Source organism: Streptomyces sp. NPDC059355, assembly GCF_042752335.1.
In the GTDB taxonomy this organism is placed as follows: Bacteria; Actinomycetota; Actinomycetes; order Streptomycetales; family Streptomycetaceae; genus Streptomyces.
This window is the reverse complement of sequence record NZ_JBHYXN010000003.1, coordinates 45,296-63,197: the sequence shown is the minus strand read 5'-3', so window position 1 is coordinate 63,197 and position 17,902 is coordinate 45,296. Positions and strand designations below refer to the sequence as shown.

The window sequence follows — 17,902 nt, the reverse complement described above, 5'->3', positions numbered from 1 at the left end:
AGTCATGACCCAGCCCACCTCCCCGCCTCCGTCCGCCGGGTTCCTCGCCGAGGTCAAGGACGCCGTGACCGTCCGGGCCGCCCTGCTGCTCGTGGGGGTACTGGCGCTCCAGCTCGCCTTCGTCACCTCCTACATCGGGGCCTTCCACCAGCCGAAGCCCAGCGAGATCCCGATCGCCGTGGCCGCCCCCGCCCGGCCGGTCGCCGAGCAGTCCGCGCAGCAGCTCGCCGACCTGCCCGGGAAACCGCTCGACCCGCACGCGGTCCAGGACGAGGCGGCCGCGACGGCGGAGGTGAAAGACCGGGACGTGGACGGGGCGCTGGTCATCGACCCGGCCGCCCCGGCCGACCGGCTGCTGGTCGCGAGCGGCGCCGGCGCCTCGCTCTCGCAGGCCCTCGAACAGGTCGTCGGCCGCGTCGAGCAGGCCCGGGGCAGAGCCGTGCGGGTCGTCGACGTGGCCCCGGCCGCCGCAGGCGACGCACGCGGCCTGAGCGCCTTCTACCTCGTCATCGGCTGGTGCGTCGGCGGCTACCTGTGCGCCGCGATCCTCGCGATCAGCGCCGGCGCCCGGCCCGCCAACTCCCCCCGCGCCTTCATCCGGCTCGGCGCGCTGCTGCTGTACGCGATCGCCGCCGGGCTGCTCGGCACGGTCATCGCGGGCCCGGTCCTGGGCGCGCTCCCCGGCGGCATCATGGCCCTGTGGGGGCTGGGCACCCTCGTCGTCTTCGCGGTCGGGGCGATCACCCTGGCCTTCCAGGGGGTGGCGGGCGTCGTCGGCATCGGCCTGGCGATCCTGCTGGTGGTGGTGTTCGGCAATCCGAGCGCGGGCGGCGCCTACCCGTATCCGCTGCTGCCGCCGTTCTGGAGGGCCATCGGCCCGGCCCTGCCACCGGGCGCGGGCACGTACGCCGCGCGCTCGATCACGTACTTCGAGGGCAGTGCGGCGGCCGGGCCGGTGCTGGTGCTGGCCGCCTGGGCGGTGCTCGGCTCGGCCGTCACCGTGACCTGCGCGGTCTTCCGCAGGGGTCGCCCGGGGGCCGCCGTGGGCAGTGGGCTCCCGGACGACGCGCCGGACGGTGAAGGGGCGGCGGCGGCTCGATGAGCACCCCGGGCGGCAGCACGAGCAGCGGCGGCACGAGCGGCAGCGAGCACGGCAACGGCCTCCTCGGGTTCCGCAACCGCCAGGGCCCCGCCGCCCAGGCCGTCTCCGTCAAGCCGATGGAGCCGAGCGCCCTGGCCCAGCCGGGCGCGCTCGGCCTCACCGGCTTCAGCGAAGGGGGCATGGCAGATCTCCGTCCATTCGGAGACCCGTGTGCAACCAACGTCCGGCAGTTTTACACCCGGGCCTTGTGGACCACCTCGCCCGCGACCACCACCGTCTCGGCCACCGTGCCCGGGATCCGCTCCGGGGCCACGGCCAGGATGTCCCGGGACAGCACCACGAAGTCCGCCGCCTTGCCCACCGTCAGCGACCCCCGGTCCGCCTCCAGGAAGTTGGCGTAGGCCGAGCCCATCGTGTAGCCGTACACCGCCGTCGCCACGTCCACCGTCTCGGCCGGCTGCCACGGGTCCCCGCCGTCCAGCGGGCGGCGGGTGACCGCCGTGTAGATCCCGATCATCGGGTCCATCTCGGCCACGTTCCAGTCGCTGGAGAACGCCAGCACCGCCCCCGCCTCGGCCAGGCTCCGCATCGGCCACGCCTTGTGCCAGCGCTCCTCGCCCACGTTCTCCGCCCAGTCCTGACCCGGCCCGGCGATCTCCGGCGCGCAGTGCCGCGGCTGCATGCAGGCCACCACCCCGAGCCCGGCGAAGCGCGGCACGTCCGCCGGGTCCAGGCATTCCACGTGCACCACCTGGTGGCGGGCGTCCCGCGGCCCGTTGACCGCACGGGCGTGCTCGACGGCATCGAGCACCGTACGGATCCCCCGGTCGCCCGTGGCGTGCACGAAGCACTGGAACCCGCGCGCGTCGAGGCGCGCCAGCAGCTCCGCGAACTCCTCCGCCGGGTAGAAGGTCTCGCCCCGGTGCGCCCCGCACCCGGTGTACGGCTCCAGCAGGGCGGCCGTGCGCGGCTCGACCACGTCGTCGATGTACAGCTTGAGCGGCCCGACCCGCAGCCGGTCACCCGGGTACATGCGGGCCGCCGCCGCGAACGCGTCGAGCTCCTCCTCGGTCGTACCGCGCGGGTGGAACAGCGCCGCCACGATCCGCGAGCGCAGCCGGCCCTCGGCGCGGGCCCGCTCGTACAGCTCCAGGTCGTCCAGGGAGTTCTGCGGCTCCACGACCGTGGTGATGCCGAAGCCGATCGCGTCGTCCAGGCTCTTGGCGAGGCGCCCGTACTGCCGGTCCGGCGAGGCCCACGGCACGCCGAGTTCGCGCAGCGCCCGGTGGCCGTCCCGGGAGAGCCCCTTGATCGCGAAGTCCTTGACGAAGCCGGTGGGCTCGCCGGTCTGCGGATCGACGGCCGCGGTGCCGAACGGCAGGTCGGTACGGTCCTTCGCGACCCCGAGGCGGCGCATCGCGGCCGTGTTCAGCCAGGCGGTGTGCACGTCGTACGAGAGCACGACCGCCGGGACCTCCCCGGTGACCGGGTCCAGGTCGGCGGCGGTGGGCATCCGCCCGCCCGGGATCGCGGAGTAGTCGAAGGCCTCGGCCTCGATCCACTCGGCGTCCGGATGCGCCTCCCGCCAGGCCCCGATCCGGTCGAGGATCGCCTCCAGGGTGCGTACTCCGGCCAGCTGTACGCAGGCGTCGTCGGAGCCGAGCCGGACGTGGTTGTGGGCGTCGACGAACCCCGGCAGCACCAGCCGGCCGCCCGCGTCGATCCGCTCGGTGTCCGGGCCCGCCCAGGCGGCGGCCTCCGCGTCCGGGCCGAGCCAGACGATCCGGCCGTCGGACACGGCCAGGGCCTCGGCCTCGGGCAGGTCCGGGTCGACGGTGTGGATCCGGGCTCCGGTGAGCAGCAGGTCGGCGGGGAAGGGGTGCGGCATGGGTGGTGCTCCTGTGCAGAGGGGGGCGGAGGGGGCGGAGGGCGGTACGAGGGGTCAGGCGGCCGGGACGTACGCGGGCACCCGGCGGGCGAGGGCCCAGTACGTGAGCGCGGAGACGACCGAGCCGAGCAGGGTCAGGTCGGCGCCGCCGAGCGGGGCCACCAGCGGGCCGGTCCACAGCTCGGAATCGCAGGTCAGCGCCGCGAAGGCCATGCCGGCCAGCAGGGCGGCCAGGCCGGCGGGGTGATAGCCGGCCCGGTACCAGTAGGCGCCCGCGCTCCCGGCATGGAGCGCGTCGGAGTCGTAGCGGCAGCGGCGCAGCAGCATGTCGGCGAGGAAGACCCCGCCCCAGGGCGCGAACACGATGATCAGGAGGGAGAGGAAGGAGAGCAGCGAGGTGGTGAAGTCGGTCAGGAAGAGCGCGGCGAGCGAACCGGCGGCGGTGACCGCGGCGCTGATCACGATGGCGCGGGCCCGGCTCCACGGGATGCCGAGGACCTGGAGGTTCAGGCTGGAGGAGTAGAGGGTGATGATCGAGTTGGTGACGGAGCCGCCGAGCACGAGGGCCAGGAACACCGGCCGGAACCAGCCCGGAAGCAGGCTCTCGGCCCCCGCGACGGCGTCGGTCATGTCGGTCCGGGTGGCCGCGGCGACCCCGGCGACGCCGAGGGCGACGGAGGAGACGAACCCGCCGAGCGCGCCCATCCAGGTGATCGACTTCAGCGAGGTGGTCCGGGGCAGGTAGCGGGTGTAGTCGGCGGGCATCGGCAGGTACGAGAAGGGCCCGGCCAGCATCACGACGAAGGCCAGGCTCCAGCCGGACAGGCCCGGGGCTGCGGCTCCGGCGGGGGCGGCGGTCTGGGCGCCGGGCAGCAGGAAGACGAGCAGCGCGCCGAAGCCGAGGGCGAGGACGTAGGCCATCCAGCGCTCGGCGAACTGCACGGTGGCATGGCCCCACATCGCGACGGCGAAGGTGAGCGCGAGGGTGATCCCGAGCGCCAGGGCCCGTACCGCCGTGCCTTCGCCGAGGCCGGCCTCGGCGAAGAACACCTCCAGGGCGAGCGTGCCGACCACGGTGTTGACGATGGTGTAGCCGATGCTCACCACCCAGTTCAGGACGCCGGCCGGGAAGTTCCCGCGGACGCCGAAGGCGGCCCGGGAGATGACGAGGGTGGCGGTGCCGGTGCGGATGCCGCTGAGCCCGGCGGCGCTGACCGCGAAGAAGGACAGTCCGCTGATCACGACGACGGCGGTGGCCTGCCAGAAGGAGAGGCCGAAGGCCACGGCGAGGGCGCCGTTGATCACGTAGGTGAAGGTGAGGTTGGAGCCGAACCAGAGCCAGAAGAGGTCCTGGGCGCCGCCGTGCCGCTCGGCGTCGGGGATGGGGTCGATGCCGTGGGTCTCGACCCGGAACACCTCGTCGACGTCGGCCGTCGTCTCCTGCGTCGCATCCTGCTGCGTCATGCGCCGTACCCCTGACTGTGGACCCGCTGAACCTTGAATGACGTTCTAAGTTCTTGAATGGCATTCAAGATGCGCCGCCGATCGGGACCGCGTCAAGACCCTGTCCGGGATAAGGTCGGGCCACGAAGATCGGGAAGGCGGCAGGGGTGGCGGGAGCAGCCGGGGCAGCCGGGGCAGCGGGGTCGGCACGGCGGCGCGACGGGCGGATCGCCCAGGAGCGGATGCTGGAGGAGGCCATGGCGGCGATCGCCGAGGGCGGTCTGGCGGAGCTGACGATGTCCGCGCTCGCCGAGCGGCTCGGCACCAGCGGCGGCCACATCCTCTACTACTTCGGCAGCAAGGACCGGCTGCTGCTGGCCGCCCTGCGCTGGAGCGAGGACCGACTCGCCGCGGAGCGCACGCTGTTGCTGGCACGCCGGGTCACCGCGCACCGCAAGCTCGCGCTCTTCCTGGAGCTGTACCTGCCGCGCGGCCCCCGCGATCCGCGCTGGACCCTGTGGATCGAGCTGTGGCCCCGCACCCCCGCCAACGAGGACCTGCGCGCCGCCCAGCAGGAGATCGACGACGGCTGGCAGCGGGACCTGGAGGCCCTCCTCGCGAAGGGCGTGGACCAGGGCCGCTTCGCCGCCGCGCTGGACGTACCCGCCCGGGCCTCGGAGCTGCTCGCGCTGCTGGACGGGCTGAGCACCCGGGTGGTGCTCGGGCAGCGCGGCGCCGACCGGGCCGCGTCCCTGGAGCGGGCCCGCTCGGCGGCGGCCCTGCTCGTCCCGCACACCTAGGAGGGGGTGCACGGAAAGCCCGCCAGGGAGTTTCCGTGCGCCCGGGCGGGCCCTTGCGTTCCCGGTGATCTGGTGTCAGGCGGTCGGCGCGCACGGTCGGCGTACGCGTTCACGGCCTGCGCCGGCAGGGCCTCCGGGAAGGCCTGCCCGCCCACGCCCTCCTCCGCGAACGAGGCCGGGATCCCGCACCAGGCGTGCAGCTCCTCGACGGCGCGGGCGTACGATTCGACGCCCTCGGCCGGGGTCGCGGCAGGCAGGCAGGCAGGCAGGCCCAGCATCCTCGCGATCTCCTGGCAACGCTCCGGGGCCCGGTGGACCCCGGCCTTCGGCCACGGGGTGGCCTTGTGCCAGACCGTCCCGTTGTGCCGGATCACATGCGGCAGCAGCAGGGCGCCGGCCCGGCCGTGAGCCACGCAGTAGGCGGCCTTGACCATCGCGTTGCCGCCGGTGGCGAGGACGGTGGAGACGCCCGGGTGGTTCATGAGGGCGCCGGTGGCCTCCATGGAGGGCTGCTCGACCCCTTGCACGCAGTCGGCGGGGGGCGCCGGCCGCGACAGCGGCGTCCCGGACGATCCTGGCCGCCTCGGCCGAGCAGCGCTGCGCGGGGAAAAGGCGAAGATGATCGGGTTGCGGGTCTTCAGGGCGATCAGCGCCTTGAAGACGGTGGTCGAGTCCGGGTTGGCGACCGGGGTCATCGCGCAGACGGCGCCGACGGGTTCGGCGATCTCGGTGATGCCGTTCAGCTCGTCGCGCCGGATGACGCCCGCGGTCTTCGGACCGCGCATCGAGTTCACGACGTGCTCGCACGCGAAGAGGTTCTTGACGGCCTTGTCCTCGAACAGCCCGCGGCCGGTCTCCTCGGCGGCGAGCCGGGCCAGTTCACCGTGCTGCCCCAAGGCGGCCGGCGAGGCCTTCTTGACGATGTGGGCGACCTGCTCCTGGTCGAAGGCCTCGAACCGGCCGAGCGCCGTCGGCGCCCGCTGGACGAGTCCGTCCACCGTCTCGTTCCCCGCATCTCCCGCCCCGCCGCATACCGGCCGTGCTTCCATCGGAGACGGGGCGTCGGAGCGGGAGGGAGCCGGGATGCGCATCGAGGTGGGCCGGGGCGGCGGGCGGAAGGTGATCGCACAGCAGTGGGGGGCTCCCGACGGCTCACCGGTCCTGCTGCACCACGGCATGCCGGGCAGCCGCCTCGGCGTCGCGCTCGGCGACGCCCCCGAGCGCCATCCGCACGTCCGCTTCCTCGCCTACGACCGGCCCGGCTACGGGGACTCCGGCCGAGCACCGGGGCGATGCGTGGCCGACGCGGCCGCCGACTCCGCCGCCGTCGCGGACGCCTTCGGCGTCGGCCGATTCGCGGTCGTCGGCCGGTCCGGGGGCGGCCCGCACGCGCTCGCCTGCGCGGCCCTGCTCCCCGACCGGGTGACGGCCACGGCCTGCCTGGTCGGCATGGCGCCCCGCGAAGGCGCCGGACTCGACTGGTACGCCGGCATGACCCCGTACAACGTGGAGCACTACACGCTCGCGGACCACGACCCGGCGGCGCTGGAGCTGCGCCTCACCGCCCGGGCGGAGGAGATCCGCCGGGATCCCGGCCGGCTGCTCGAGGACTTGCGCGGGGACCTCCCTGCCGCGGACCTGCGGGTCCTGGCCGACGACCGGGTCCGCCGGACCGTCCTGGACAACTTCCGTGAGGCGCTGCGGACTTCCGCGTACGGATGGCTGGACGACTCCCTCGCGTTCCGCCGGCCCTGGGGCTTCGACCCGGGAGGGATCACCGGGCCCGTCATGCTCTGGCACGGCGCCGAGGACGTCTTCTCCCCCGTGGGTCACTTCCACTGGCTCGCGGAACGCATCGGGCACGGCACGGCGGTGCTCAAGCCCGGAGCCGGCCATTTCGCGGCGCAGTACGCCCTCTCGGAGGCGCTGGACTGGCTGCGGGCTCAGGGGGTGTCCCCGTAAGGGGTGTCATCCGGCGGGCGGCGCGGTCCGGGGGACGGGCACCGTCGGTGCAGCCGCCCGAGGCTGCTCCACGGGCGCGGCCACCGATTCCCGGGCCCCCTTGAGGCAGTCGATGACCCGCTCGTGCATGTCCCCGACGCTGTCCACCACCTGGATGCGCATGTGGAGCGCCCGCACCTCGTCGATGAACCGCTTCGAGAACACCCCCACGGCTATCGTCTCGTACGTACCGGTCGCCACCAGCGGGAATCCCGCCCCGAAGCTGACCAGGCGGAATTCGACCGCGGGCCGCAGCCCCACCTCGCCCAGCCGCTCACCGGCTTCGCCCAAGCTCAGCCACGCCCCCTCGGGGACCGGCCGCCCGTCGGACGGATCGCCCTGCATCACCACGAAGTAGTCGACGCGATGCACCCCCACGTTGTGCTGGCCGCCGTTGAGGACTCCGGTCCTCCAGGCCTTCGACTCGCCCGGCAGTTCCCCCGCCACGTACTCGGAGCGCCACCCCAGCATCGGCCGTACCGTACGGGCGTACTGGGCGCGGGCCAGGACCGCGCCGGCCGCGACGGCCAGCAGGCTCGCGAGGGGTTCGGCGCCCATCAGCTGGAGCCGCCAGGGCCAGTGGGCGCGGGAGGCTTCGGACATGTTCCCGCGCACGATCTCCCAGACGAGCACGACACCCAGGAGGCAGAGCAGCACCAGGGGTGCGGTGAACAGCCAGCGGTTGCGCCGGATCCGCCGCTGCGCGTCGGATGCGGAGCCTCCCCGCGCGGAAGGTGCACCGGCCATGTGCGCTACTCCTATTCCCCCGAAAGACGAGCCCCCGCCCGGGAGTCGGGCGGGGGCTCATTGTGCCGCAGGGCGGACGGGTCAGTACACGCTCACGCCGTAGGCGCTGAGGGCCTCGACCGCGGGCTGGAAGAAGGTGGTGCCGCCCGAGGTGCAGTCGCCGCTGCCCCCGGAGGTGAGGCCGATGGCGCGGGTGCCGGAGTAGAGGGGACCGCCGCTGTCGCCGGGCTCGGCGCAGACGTTGGTGCGGATCATGCCGTAGACGATGTCGCCGCCGCCGTAGTTGACCGTGGCGTTGAGGCCGGTCACCGAGCCGCCGTGGGTGCCGGTGGTGGAGCCGCGCCGGGTGACGGACATCCCGACGGTGGCGTTGGCGGCGCTGGTGATGTCCTGGCTGCCGACGGTGCCCGGCGGCACCGGCGAGCTGCTGGCGTACTTGATCAGGCCGTAGTCGTTGGTCGGGAAGCTCGAACCGACGGTCGAGCCGACGGTGGTGGTGTGCGAGGAGTTCGTCCACCAGGTGCCGGCGCCGTCGGTGCAGTGCCCGGCGGTCAGCACGTAGTACGTGTTCCCGCTGCGCACGTTGAAGCCGAGCGAGCAGCGCCAGCCCGAGGTGTAGATGGCGTCGCCGCCGGAGATCAGCTTGCGCAGCTTGCCGGGGGTGCGCTCGATGCGCAGGGCCCCGGCGTCGGCTCCGGCCTCGCTGCGGATCCTGGCGATGTCCGCGGCGGAGACGGTGGAGTCGGCGGTGACCACGAGGGTTCCGCCGGCCGGGTCGGTGTACCAGGCGGTGCCGGCGACGTCGGCGCGCTGGACGGAGGCTCCGGCCGCGGCGAGCCGCGCCGCGCTGAAGCCGGTGTCCGCGCTCGCCGCGGTGGGGGCGGCGAGCCCGGCGACGGCCGCCAGGCCGGCGGCCACGGCGAGCAGCCGGGTACGGGTGATGCTCTTGATCCTCACTTCTCGTCCTCCCGGGAGGGATCGGGGGCCCGGCGGACAGTGGGGGGCGCCGGAGCCCGTCAGGCGCAGCCGGGGGTACGGCGGGCGCACAGGATTTCGTCGTGCCCCTGACAAGCCCTCGGAAGGCGCTGTCGGGAGTGTCTCGGCGTCAGATTCGGGCGGCAAGGGCATCTTTCAGCCTCCGCTCGCCTGCCGCGACCTCGAAGGGCAGGGTGTTCCCGGGTGGCGGGAACGGGCAGATGAAATGGTCGGCGAAGGCGCAGGGCGGCAGCACGGTCCGGTTGAAGTCGACGGTGATCGAGCCGTCCACCGGGTCCGGAACCCCCGGCTTGAGGAAGCGGAAGCGGTAGCTGGAGCTCCCTGCGGTGGCGTCGCCGATCACGGCCCAGAGGCTGCCGTCGTCCTCGTCGACGGCGACCTGCAGGGTGTGCTCGGCGCCCCGGTACGCGAAGCTCAGCTCGCCGCCGAGACCGAACCCGCGCGCCCGCCCGTCGACGTTCGCCACCTGGACGGTCCGGTCCTCGGCATACGGCCGGAAGCGCCCCGGCAGCACGAAGTCCGGGTCGTACGGGGTGGCCTCGATGCCGGCGAAGGCGCGCCGAGCCGCGGAGCCGGGGTCGAAGACCCGGACCGCCCACTCCCCCTCGCGCCGGATCACGGTGATCCGGAGGTCGTGGGCGGCGGCGACCCGGGAGTGCGCGGGTGGGGCCTCGTCGGCGGCGAGTACGGCGTCACCGGTGAAGGGCTCGCCGTCGAGGCCGAGGCCGTCCTCGGTGGAGGCGCTCAGCGCCACCCCGCCCTCGATGGCGCGCCAACGCCCCGGAACGGCCGGAATTCGACCTTCCGGGTAGTCCGAGAGCCAGTGGGTGCCGATGAGGGAGAGAGGGCCGTAGGGGGCGGACACGGAAGCCACCCGATGCTCGTGCCATTTCCGCCAGGCGGTCTTCGGATCGTCTGCGTCATCTGAGTCATCGCTCATGCCGCTCAACCCTTCCACACGGACCCGGACGGGAATCTCCCCTGTACGCCGTCCGGCCCCGTGGGTGTCTGACCGGGCCTCAGCAGTCGCAGCAGCACCCGTCGCAGCAGCACCCGTCGCAGCTGCAGCAGTCACCGCAGCCGCTGCAGTCGGGGCAGCCGTTGCCGCAGTCGCAGGCCTCGCACCACGCGTCCCGCTTCTTGCGGGACCACGGGCCCTCGTGGTCGGTGCAGCACAGCTGGCAGGTGCAGAACAGCCCGATGGAGACCGCGCAGCCGGCGAGCAGCCCGCGGCGCGGCTTCTGCGGGGGCAGGCCGCCGCCGGGTCCCATGGGCGGCCCGGGCAGCCACGGCCCGCCGGGCCCGCCCGCGCCTCCACCGCCGTACGGATTCCCGCCGTACGGGGTGCCGCCCTGACCGCCCTGACCGGCGTACGGACCACTGCCGTACGGGCCCGCCTGCCCCGGGCCGTAGCCCTGCGGCGGCGCCCCGTGGCCGCCCTGCCCCGCGGCGTTCATGTCCGCGCGCCCGCCCGTGTGCGCGCAGCCACTGACCCCGAAGGCCCGGTCCACCGAGGTCTTCAGCTCGTGCACGAGCAGCCGGTGGGCCAGCCCGGCGTCCGCGAACTCGACCTCGCGCAGCGCCAGCCGGATGCCGTGCAGGGCGTCGTCGGCCAGCCGCCGGGCCTCGGCGAGCGGGGTCCCGGTGGCCGTGAGCGGGTTCCAGGCGCCCGCGGCGGCGTCCGCGGCCTGGTCCTCGACCGCGTCCAGCAGGTGCGCGAGACGCCCGAAGTAGCGGCCCGCCTCGGCGAGCGCGGGGGCGTTGCCTGGCCGTCCCGCCAGCTGCGCGGTATGGGCGAAGGCGGCGGCGGTCGCGGTCTCCGTGGGCTCGGTCACCACGAGCACCGGCGTACCGGGCCCGGCGAGCGCCTCGATGCCCTCCTGCCGGTCCACGGCGTCGACGAGGACGGCCGTGTCGAAGCCGATCCGGGCCCCGGCACGGGCGCCGGCCCGGTCCCAGCCGCGGGCCACCTTGCGCGCGGCGGCGGCGATCGGCGCGCGGGCCAACAGCCCGTCCCGGTCCGCCACGTGGTCCCGTACCTTCGCCGAGGCGAGGACGAGCGAGACGGCGGCCGCGAGCCGCGCGCCCTCTCCCTTGGCCACCGCCGCGGTCCGCATCCCGCGCAGCGGGCAGGGGCCGGCCGTGCGCCGCGAGCCGGGCGCCGGTCCGGACTGAGCCTCCGTCAGGACGGAGACGAGCAGGCCGTCATAGTTGGTCACGATCCGGGCGAACTGTCCGTGATCCGCGCGAAGTGCCAGGCACAGCCCGCAGAGATGGGCCATCCACTCGGTCTTGAAGCGCTCTCCCAGCCGGTGCGAGCAGGGTCTGACGATGCCGAACAAACCGGTCCCCCGTGTGTCATACGCGTGCGTGATGCGCATCGTATCGAGCGGGATCGTTCACCCATACGTCCGTGTCGGTCACCCACACGGCGGCAGCGGTCGTATTTTCACTCAGACAGCAGCGGTAGCCGCCAGGAAGCTTGACGGTGCAACGGATGTTCTGCACCAGTACCGTCACGAAAACCCTGCGCGGCGGCTATCCACTTGGCGCGTTGTCAGCATCATGGACGACCATAGGGGCAGCGGAGAGAAGACAACCGACCGCGGTGAAAGGAGGCGTCCATGGGTTCGGTACGCAAGGCGAGTGCCTGGTTGGGTCTCGTGGAGGACAGCGACGACGAGCGTTACTACGACGACGACTACGCGGAGGCCGCTCAGGGTTCCGTCTCGGGCCCCGGCGACCAGTGGGTCACCGACCCCCGTGTCAAGGTCGCGTCCGAGTCGGCCGTCGATCAGGGCCGGCGGATCGCGACGGTCACCCCGGACGGCTTCCGTGACGCCCGCGGCATCGGCGAGCTGTTCCGCGAGGGCGTCCCGGTGATCGTGAACCTCTCGTCCATGGACCCGGCCGACGCCAAGCGCGTGGTCGACTTCGCGGCCGGTCTGACCTTCGGCCTGCGCGGCTCGATCGAGCGGGTGGCGACCAGGGTCTTCCTGCTGACCCCGGCCGACACCCAGATCGTGAGCGGCGAGCCCGCCGGCCGCTCGCGCGACTTCTTCAACCAGAGCTGAGCAGGGCCCTCACCGGAAGGCGTCGAGCCCGGTGAGCGCCTTGCCCAGCACGAGCTGGTGCATCTCGACGGTGCCCTCGTAGGTGAGCACCGACTCGAGGTTCGTGGCGTGCCGCATGACGGGGTATTCGAGCGAGATCCCGTTGGCACCGAGGATGGTCCGCGCGGTGCGGCAGATGTCGATGGCCTCGCGGACGTTGTTGAGCTTGCCGAAACTGATCTGCTCCGGCCGCAGGGTGCCCGCGTCCATCCGCCGGCCCAGGTGGTGGGCGAGCAGGATGCCCTTGTGGAGTTCGAGCGCCATGTCGGCGAGCTTCGCCTGGGTGAGCTGGAAGCCGCCGATGGGCCTGCCGAACTGCTCGCGCGTCCTCGCGTAGTCGAGCGCGGCCTCGAAGCTGGCGCGCGCCGCGCCCATGGCCCCCCAGATGATCCCGTACCGCGCGTGGCTGAGGCAGCCCAGCGGCCCCTTGAGCCCGGTGACCCCGGGAAGCACCGCGTCCGCGGGCAGCCGTACGTCGTCCATGACGAGCTCGCTGGTCACGGAGGCACGCAGCGACCACTTGTGCTTGATCTCGGGTGCGGAGAACCCGGCCGAGTCGGTGGGGACGGCGAAACCGCGGATCCCCTCGTCGGTCTGCGCCCACACCACGGCCACGGCCGCGACACTGCCGTTGGTGATCCACATCTTGCGCCCGTTCAGCACCCAGTCGGTGCCGTCCCGCTTCGCGTACGTGCGCATGGCCGCCGGGTCGGAGCCGACGTCGGGCTCGGTCAGCCCGAAACAGCCGATCAGCTCGCCCGCGGCCATGCCGGGGAGCCAGCGCTGCTTCTGCTCCTCGGAGCCGTACTTCCAGATCGCGTACATCGCGAGCGAGCCCTGTACGGAGACGAGGGACCGGATCCCGGAGTCGGCGGCCTCCAGCTCCAGGCACGCGAGCCCGTACTGCACGGCGGAGGCCCCGGCGCAGCCGTACCCCTCCAGCGACATCCCGAGCGCCCCGAGGGCCCCGAGCTCTCTCGCCAGCTCCCGGATCCCGGGCAGCTCGCCGCTCTCGTACCACCCGGCGATGTGCGGCAGCACCCGGTCTGCGGCCCAGCCGCGCACGGTGTCGCGGATGGCGAGGTCCTCGGGCGCGAGGAGCTCGTCGATCCCGAGCGGATCGGTGGGTACGAAGGGCACGGCGCCTCCTGGTGCGGACCTGCGGTTCGAAACCTAGCGGTGCAAGTTTGTCCTCGCGGCCGCCCGCGGTCCACCCCCACCTGCCCGCGCGGCGGTCAGGCCGGGCGGGGAGCCGGGTCGCGGTCCGGCTGCGCGGCAGCGGGGACGCGCGCGGCGTCGGGGCCCGCCTGGGCGGGGAGCCGCACCGGCTCGGCGCCGGCATCGCACTCGGCGGGGTCCGGACACTCCATCACCCGCGGCAGCTTCAGCGCCATCACGGCCCCCGCAAGCAACAGCCCGGCGCTGACCACCAGCGTGACGTGCAGCCCGTGCACGAACGACTGCCGCGCCGCGGCGTACAGCGACTCCCCCGCCGCGCCCCCGAGCGCCCCCGCGATCTGGTACGCCTCGCCCAGGGAGTTCGCGGCCCCCGCCGCGTCCGACGCCGACACCCCCGGGACGTGCGTCAGCCCCGGAGCGTAGGCCGCGTTCATGACACTGCCGAGCAGCGCGATGCCCATCCCCGCGCCCAGCTGGTACGAGGTCTCGCCTATGGAAGCCGCCCCGCCGGCCGTGGCCGCGGGCGCCTCGCTCAGCATCGACTCGTACGCCGCGAACAGCGTGGTCTGCAGACCGGAGCCGAGCAGGATGAACCCGGCCGTGAGCAGCACCGGCCGGTCGTGCTGACCCATGAACGTCAGCAGCAGCACGGCGAACGCCGTCAGCACGAAGCCCAGCGACACCATCGTCCGCGGCCCGATCCGGGCCAGCGTGTACGACCCGGTGGCCCCGGCGGCCATGGCCGCGAAGGTCAGCGGCAGCAGGCGCAGCCCGGTCTCCAGGGGGCTGAGGTGCAGCACCAGCTGCAGGTACTGGACCGCGATCAGCTCCAGCCCGACCAGCGCCAGCATGGCGAGCACGATGCAGCCGACGGACGTCGAGAACGCGGCGCGCGAGAACATCCGCATGTCGATCAGCGGGTGCGTGCGCCGCCTCTGCCGCCGTACGAAGAAGATCAGCAGCGCCACGCCCAGCAGCAGCGGCACCAGCGCCTCGGCGTCGAAGAGCCGGCGTTCCGCGCCGATCCTCTTGACCCCGAGGACGAAGCCCAGCACGCCGGCGGCGGCCATGAGCGCTCCGACCACGTCCCACGGCCCGTCGGCGGTGCCGCGCGACTCCGGCAGCAGCCAGCGCCCGATCGGCAGGATCAGCGCCATGAGCGGGATGTTGATGAGGAAGACCGAGCCCCACCAGAAGTGCTGGACGAGGAACCCGCCGAGGACCGGTCCGCTGGCCGCGCCGACGGCGGCGACGGCGGTCCAGATGCCGATGGCGAGGGCCCGCTCGCGCCGGTCGGGGAAGACCTGCCGCAGGATCGACAGGGTGGCCGGCATGATCATCGCGCCGCCGACGCCGAGCAGCGCGCGGGCGGCGATCAGGACCTGGGCGTTGTCGGCCAGGGCGGCCAGCGCGGAGGCCGCGCCGAAGAGCCCGTAACCGAGCAGGAGTATCCGGCGGCGGCCGACCCGGTCACCGAGGGTGCCGAAGAGGATCAGCAGGGCCGCGCAGACCAGCGGGTAGGCGTCGACGATCCACAGGAGCTCGACCGGGCCGGGGCGCAGGTCCTCGGTGACGGAGGGGACGGCGACGTGCAGGATCGTCGCGTCGAGCGCGACGAGGACCAGGCTGACGCAGAGGACCCCGAGGACGAGCCAGCGGTTGGTCCCGCCGGAGGCGGCGCGCAGCCTCAGCCGGACGGCGGCCGCGTTCGTCCCCGACATGCATGTACCTCCCAGATGATCGCTCGCACTCGGCGGACCAGCGTTTGCGGAGCCACGGCGGTGGTGCACTGAGCGGCGTCCTACGGGGTCCGGCATCGACACGCGAGTGAAGCGACAGCGTACGCGAGTTCGCCTGTCCGACACGTGGCCAAGCTCTCACCCCGGCGACGGCCGCGGTGTGGTGTGCGCCACTCGCTCCACCCCGCCCGCCCCCTCTCCCCTCCTCCGTGTACACGCGCGGTCACGACCCGTGGTTCTGCGCCGACGGCACGCGCGGACGCCACCGATAATCATGCCCGTGAAGGATCTTGGATTTCGCCGGGCCGCGCCCGCCCTGGCCGTCTTCGCGGCGGTCCGGCTGCTCGGGCTTGCCGTGCTCGCGCTCTGGTGCGCGGCCGTCGGCAGCAGTCCGCACACGCTGCTGTCGGCGCGCTGGGACTCGCTCTGGTACGCCCGCATCGCCGCCGAGGGGTACGGCTACGAGGTGCACCTCCCGAACGGGGACGTCCACTCGAACCTGGCCTTCTTCCCGTTGCTGCCCTGGCTGGAGCGGCTGGTCTCGGCGCCGACCGGGCTGTCGTACGGATCCGCGGGACTGGTGGTCTCGGTGGTGGCCGGGCTCGCGGCGGCCTGGGGGATCTTCGCCGTCGCCGATCTCCTGTACGGCCGCCGGGCCGGGGTGTTCGCCGCCGGGGTCTGGGCCGCGCTGCCCGTCGGGATCGTGCAGTCCATGGCCTACAGCGAGTCGCTGTTCACGGCGCTGGCCGCCTGGGCGCTGTACGGGGCCCTGCGCGGCCGGTGGCTGACGGCCGGCCTGCTCGCGGCCGGGGCGGGGCTGACCCGCCCGGTCGGCGCCGCGGTGGTGGCGGCGGTCTGGGTGGCGGCCGCTCTGGCGTGGCGGGGCGGTGAGCGGTCCTGGCGGACGGCGGCGGGGGCGGTGCTGGCTCCGCTGGGCGCGGCCGCGTACGTGCTGTGGGTCGGGGCGCGCACCGACGACGGGCTGCTCGGCTACCTGGACGTGCAGGGCGGCTGGGGCAACGGCTTCGACGGCGGCTGGGCGTTCGCCCGGTTCATCGGGGCGAAGCTGGCCTCCTCCGCCGCGCCCGCCGGGATCGGGCTGATCGCGGGGGTCGTGCTGGTGCTGTGGCTGTACGGGCTGTGCGTACGCCGGCGCCAGCCGGCCGCGCTCCTCGTCTACTGCGGAATCGTCGTGGCGCTGGCGCTCTGCGCGTCGGGGTACTTCGGCTCCAAGCCGCGGCTGCTGCTCCCGGCGTTCCCGCTGCTGCTGCCGGCGGCGGTGGCGCTGGCCCGGTGGCGGACCGGTCGGGCGGTCGCGGTGCTGGGGGCGGCGGCGCTGGCGTCGGCGCTGTACGGGGCCTTCTGGCTGAACGGGTCGGGGCCTCCGTAGGGGCTCGCCCCGGCGCCCGTGGTGGGACCACGTAACGGAATGGATCATTCCGATCCATCTTTCAGCAAAGTAATTGAGCTGCGGTGATAAAGCGCGGCTGCGTATGCGAAAGAATGGCCAGGGCATTGGATCAAGGCGGCTCCAACTAATGCCGGAATCCCCGGAATTAAGCTCCACGTGAGACCAACTCCACATCACATGGTCATCACAAAGCCCCTGATTCGACCGGGCTGCCCATCGGCGCGCGGTAACGTCGATTGAGTGCGTACCGACCAAATCCTGACCCGTCTGGAGCGGGTGTTCGCCCGGCTGGACCGGGAACCAGAGCGACCGGCTCATCTGCAAACACCGCAGATGAGCCGGCACCGCGTCGTGCTCCTCGGATCGACCCTCGCGTTCTACCTCGCGATCGTGGTGGCCGTCCTGACCACGTCCTGGCTCGTCCGCCTGGACTGGCAGGTCATGTTCTTCCGGCCGTACGAGCAGTGGCCGCAGATCCACGCCTTCCTCGACTACCTGGTCGTCCTCGGCCAGCGCGGGCCCACGGCGGTGATGGTCGCGGCCTGGCTCGGCTGGCGCTCCTGGCGCCAGCACACCCTGCGCCCGCTGATCGCCCTTGGCGTCGCCCTGCTCCTGCTCAACATCACCGTCGGCTCGGTGAAGCTCGGCCTCGGCCGGCTCGGTCCGCACTACGCCACGCAGATCGGCTCCGCCGAACTCTTCGCCGGCGGCGATATATTTCCTTCCGGCCACACCGCGAACGCCGTCGTGACCTGGGGGATCCTGGCCTACCTGGCGTCCACCACGGTCACCCGCCGGGTGCTGTCCATCCTCTCCGCGGTCGTCTCGCTGAGCGTCGGCGCCACCACCGTGTATCTCGGCACCCACTGGGTGAGCGACGTCCTGCTCGGCTGGACCGCCGGCCTGCTGATCATGCTGGCGCTGCCCTGGTTCGAGCCCCTGATCGCCGGCGTCGAGGCCCGGGTCTTCGCGCTGCGGGAGCGGCTGCGCCGCCGGCTGGAGACCGGAACCGTGCCCGTCCCGGTCGCCACCGCGCTCACCCCGCTGCTCTCCGCGGGCGGCAAGTGGCAGCTCCGGCTCGCCGACGGCGCCCCCGCGACCGGCCCCGCCGGTCCGCCGGAGCCCTCCGCCGCGCCCGTCCCGGCGTCCGCGCAGGCGGCCGCCGCGGGCTCCGCGCACGCCCCGGTGCCCCGGGCCGCCGCGCACGTCTCCGGCCGGCCGCACCTGATCCGGTCCGAGCGGACCCCGGTCACGCCGGCCGGCAGCCGCCGTCCGGCCCACGCCGAGCGGCCCGCCGCCACGGCCCGGGCCGCGGCCCGGCCGGCCACCGGCGGCTGATGCCCCGTACGGGCGACGCAGGCCGTACGAAACACCGCGGGGCGGTACGCACCACTTCACCCCGCACCACCGAGGCGGGGCCGGGCCCCCCCCCCCCCGCCGCCGCCCCTTAGGGGTGACCCCCCGGGCCACCCCCCCCCCGGAG

Annotated in this window: 15 protein-coding genes; 6 read left to right on the top strand and 9 right to left on the bottom strand. The window is 73.6% G+C overall.

Annotation, left to right across the window (positions count from 1 at the left end; genetic code table 11):
- The first annotated feature begins 4 nt into the window (after positions 1–4).
- The gene (locus tag ACFXGI_RS03910; protein ID WP_384702858.1) at positions 5–1,102 is read left to right on the top strand and encodes a DUF3533 domain-containing protein; all 1,098 of its coding nucleotides are present in this window, start codon (positions 5–7) and stop codon (positions 1,100–1,102) included.
- Between the two features lie 232 nt (positions 1,103–1,334).
- Here the strand turns inward: ACFXGI_RS03910 and ACFXGI_RS03905 are convergent, their stop codons facing one another.
- Positions 1,335–2,990, bottom strand: a complete 1,656-nt coding sequence (locus tag ACFXGI_RS03905) for an amidohydrolase (RefSeq protein WP_384702855.1) — start codon at positions 2,988–2,990, stop codon at positions 1,335–1,337.
- Positions 2,991–3,044: 54 nt separating this feature from the next.
- Positions 3,045–4,454: a purine-cytosine permease family protein gene (locus ACFXGI_RS03900; protein WP_384702852.1), complete on the bottom strand. Its 1,410-nt coding sequence runs from the start codon at positions 4,452–4,454 to the stop codon at positions 3,045–3,047.
- A gap of 221 nt (positions 4,455–4,675) precedes the next feature.
- On the opposite strand from ACFXGI_RS03900, the gene ACFXGI_RS03895 reads away from it, so the two are divergent.
- Complete coding sequence (locus ACFXGI_RS03895) at positions 4,676–5,233, top strand: TetR/AcrR family transcriptional regulator (protein WP_384703409.1); 558 nt, start codon at positions 4,676–4,678, stop codon at positions 5,231–5,233.
- Here the strand turns inward: ACFXGI_RS03895 and ACFXGI_RS03890 are convergent.
- Positions 5,230–6,282 (bottom strand): iron-containing alcohol dehydrogenase, encoded by a 1,053-nt coding sequence (locus ACFXGI_RS03890; protein WP_384702849.1) that lies wholly within the window; start codon positions 6,280–6,282, stop codon positions 5,230–5,232. The two genes, ACFXGI_RS03895 and ACFXGI_RS03890, sit on opposite strands and share 4 nt — an antisense overlap.
- A gap of 34 nt (positions 6,283–6,316) precedes the next feature.
- On the opposite strand from ACFXGI_RS03890, the gene ACFXGI_RS03885 reads away from it, so the two are divergent.
- The gene (locus tag ACFXGI_RS03885) at positions 6,317–7,195 is read left to right on the top strand and encodes an alpha/beta fold hydrolase (protein WP_384702846.1); all 879 of its coding nucleotides are present in this window, start codon (positions 6,317–6,319) and stop codon (positions 7,193–7,195) included.
- A 6-nt stretch (positions 7,196–7,201) separates the two neighbouring features.
- Here ACFXGI_RS03885 and ACFXGI_RS03880 read toward each other — a convergent pair whose 3' ends face one another.
- The 4 genes from ACFXGI_RS03880 to ACFXGI_RS03865 all read right to left on the bottom strand — a co-directional run bounded on the left by ACFXGI_RS03880 (position 7,202) and on the right by ACFXGI_RS03865 (position 11,319).
- Positions 7,202–7,981 carry a hypothetical protein gene (locus tag ACFXGI_RS03880; RefSeq protein WP_384702843.1) on the bottom strand — a complete coding sequence of 260 codons (780 nt, stop codon included), beginning with the start codon at positions 7,979–7,981 and terminating at the stop codon, positions 7,202–7,204.
- 81 nt (positions 7,982–8,062) lie between these two features.
- Positions 8,063–8,938 (bottom strand): S1 family peptidase, encoded by an 876-nt coding sequence (locus ACFXGI_RS03875; RefSeq protein ID WP_384702840.1) that lies wholly within the window; start codon positions 8,936–8,938, stop codon positions 8,063–8,065.
- Between the two features lie 148 nt (positions 8,939–9,086).
- Positions 9,087–9,917 (bottom strand): DUF1684 domain-containing protein, encoded by an 831-nt coding sequence (locus ACFXGI_RS03870; RefSeq protein ID WP_384702838.1) that lies wholly within the window; start codon positions 9,915–9,917, stop codon positions 9,087–9,089.
- Between the two features lie 79 nt (positions 9,918–9,996).
- A complete protein-coding gene (locus ACFXGI_RS03865; RefSeq protein WP_384702835.1) occupies positions 9,997–11,319 on the bottom strand; it encodes a DUF5685 family protein in 1,323 nt (440 codons plus the stop codon).
- Positions 11,320–11,601: 282 nt separating this feature from the next.
- Here ACFXGI_RS03865 and ACFXGI_RS03860 point away from each other — a divergent pair, with 282 nt between their 5' ends.
- Positions 11,602–12,051: a cell division protein SepF gene (locus ACFXGI_RS03860; RefSeq protein ID WP_327282719.1), complete on the top strand. Its 450-nt coding sequence runs from the start codon at positions 11,602–11,604 to the stop codon at positions 12,049–12,051.
- 9 nt (positions 12,052–12,060) lie between these two features.
- Here ACFXGI_RS03860 and ACFXGI_RS03855 read toward each other — a convergent pair whose 3' ends face one another.
- Together ACFXGI_RS03855 and ACFXGI_RS03850 are read right to left on the bottom strand one after the other, a co-directional pair.
- Positions 12,061–13,230 (bottom strand): acyl-CoA dehydrogenase family protein, encoded by a 1,170-nt coding sequence (locus tag ACFXGI_RS03855; protein ID WP_351771731.1) that lies wholly within the window; start codon positions 13,228–13,230, stop codon positions 12,061–12,063.
- A 95-nt stretch (positions 13,231–13,325) separates the two neighbouring features.
- Positions 13,326–14,990 carry an MFS transporter gene (locus ACFXGI_RS03850; RefSeq protein ID WP_384702831.1) on the bottom strand — a complete coding sequence of 555 codons (1,665 nt, stop codon included), beginning with the start codon at positions 14,988–14,990 and terminating at the stop codon, positions 13,326–13,328.
- 292 nt (positions 14,991–15,282) lie between these two features.
- Here ACFXGI_RS03850 and ACFXGI_RS03845 point away from each other — a divergent pair, with 292 nt between their 5' ends.
- Both ACFXGI_RS03845 and ACFXGI_RS03840 read left to right on the top strand, forming a co-directional pair.
- On the top strand, positions 15,283–16,398 hold the full coding sequence (locus tag ACFXGI_RS03845) for a hypothetical protein (RefSeq protein ID WP_384702828.1): 1,116 nt from the start codon (positions 15,283–15,285) through the stop codon (positions 16,396–16,398).
- Positions 16,399–16,659: 261 nt separating this feature from the next.
- Positions 16,660–17,757, top strand: coding sequence for a phosphatase PAP2 family protein (locus ACFXGI_RS03840; RefSeq protein ID WP_384702825.1), 1,098 nt, complete (start codon positions 16,660–16,662; stop codon positions 17,755–17,757).
- Positions 17,758–17,902 lie beyond the last annotated feature (145 nt).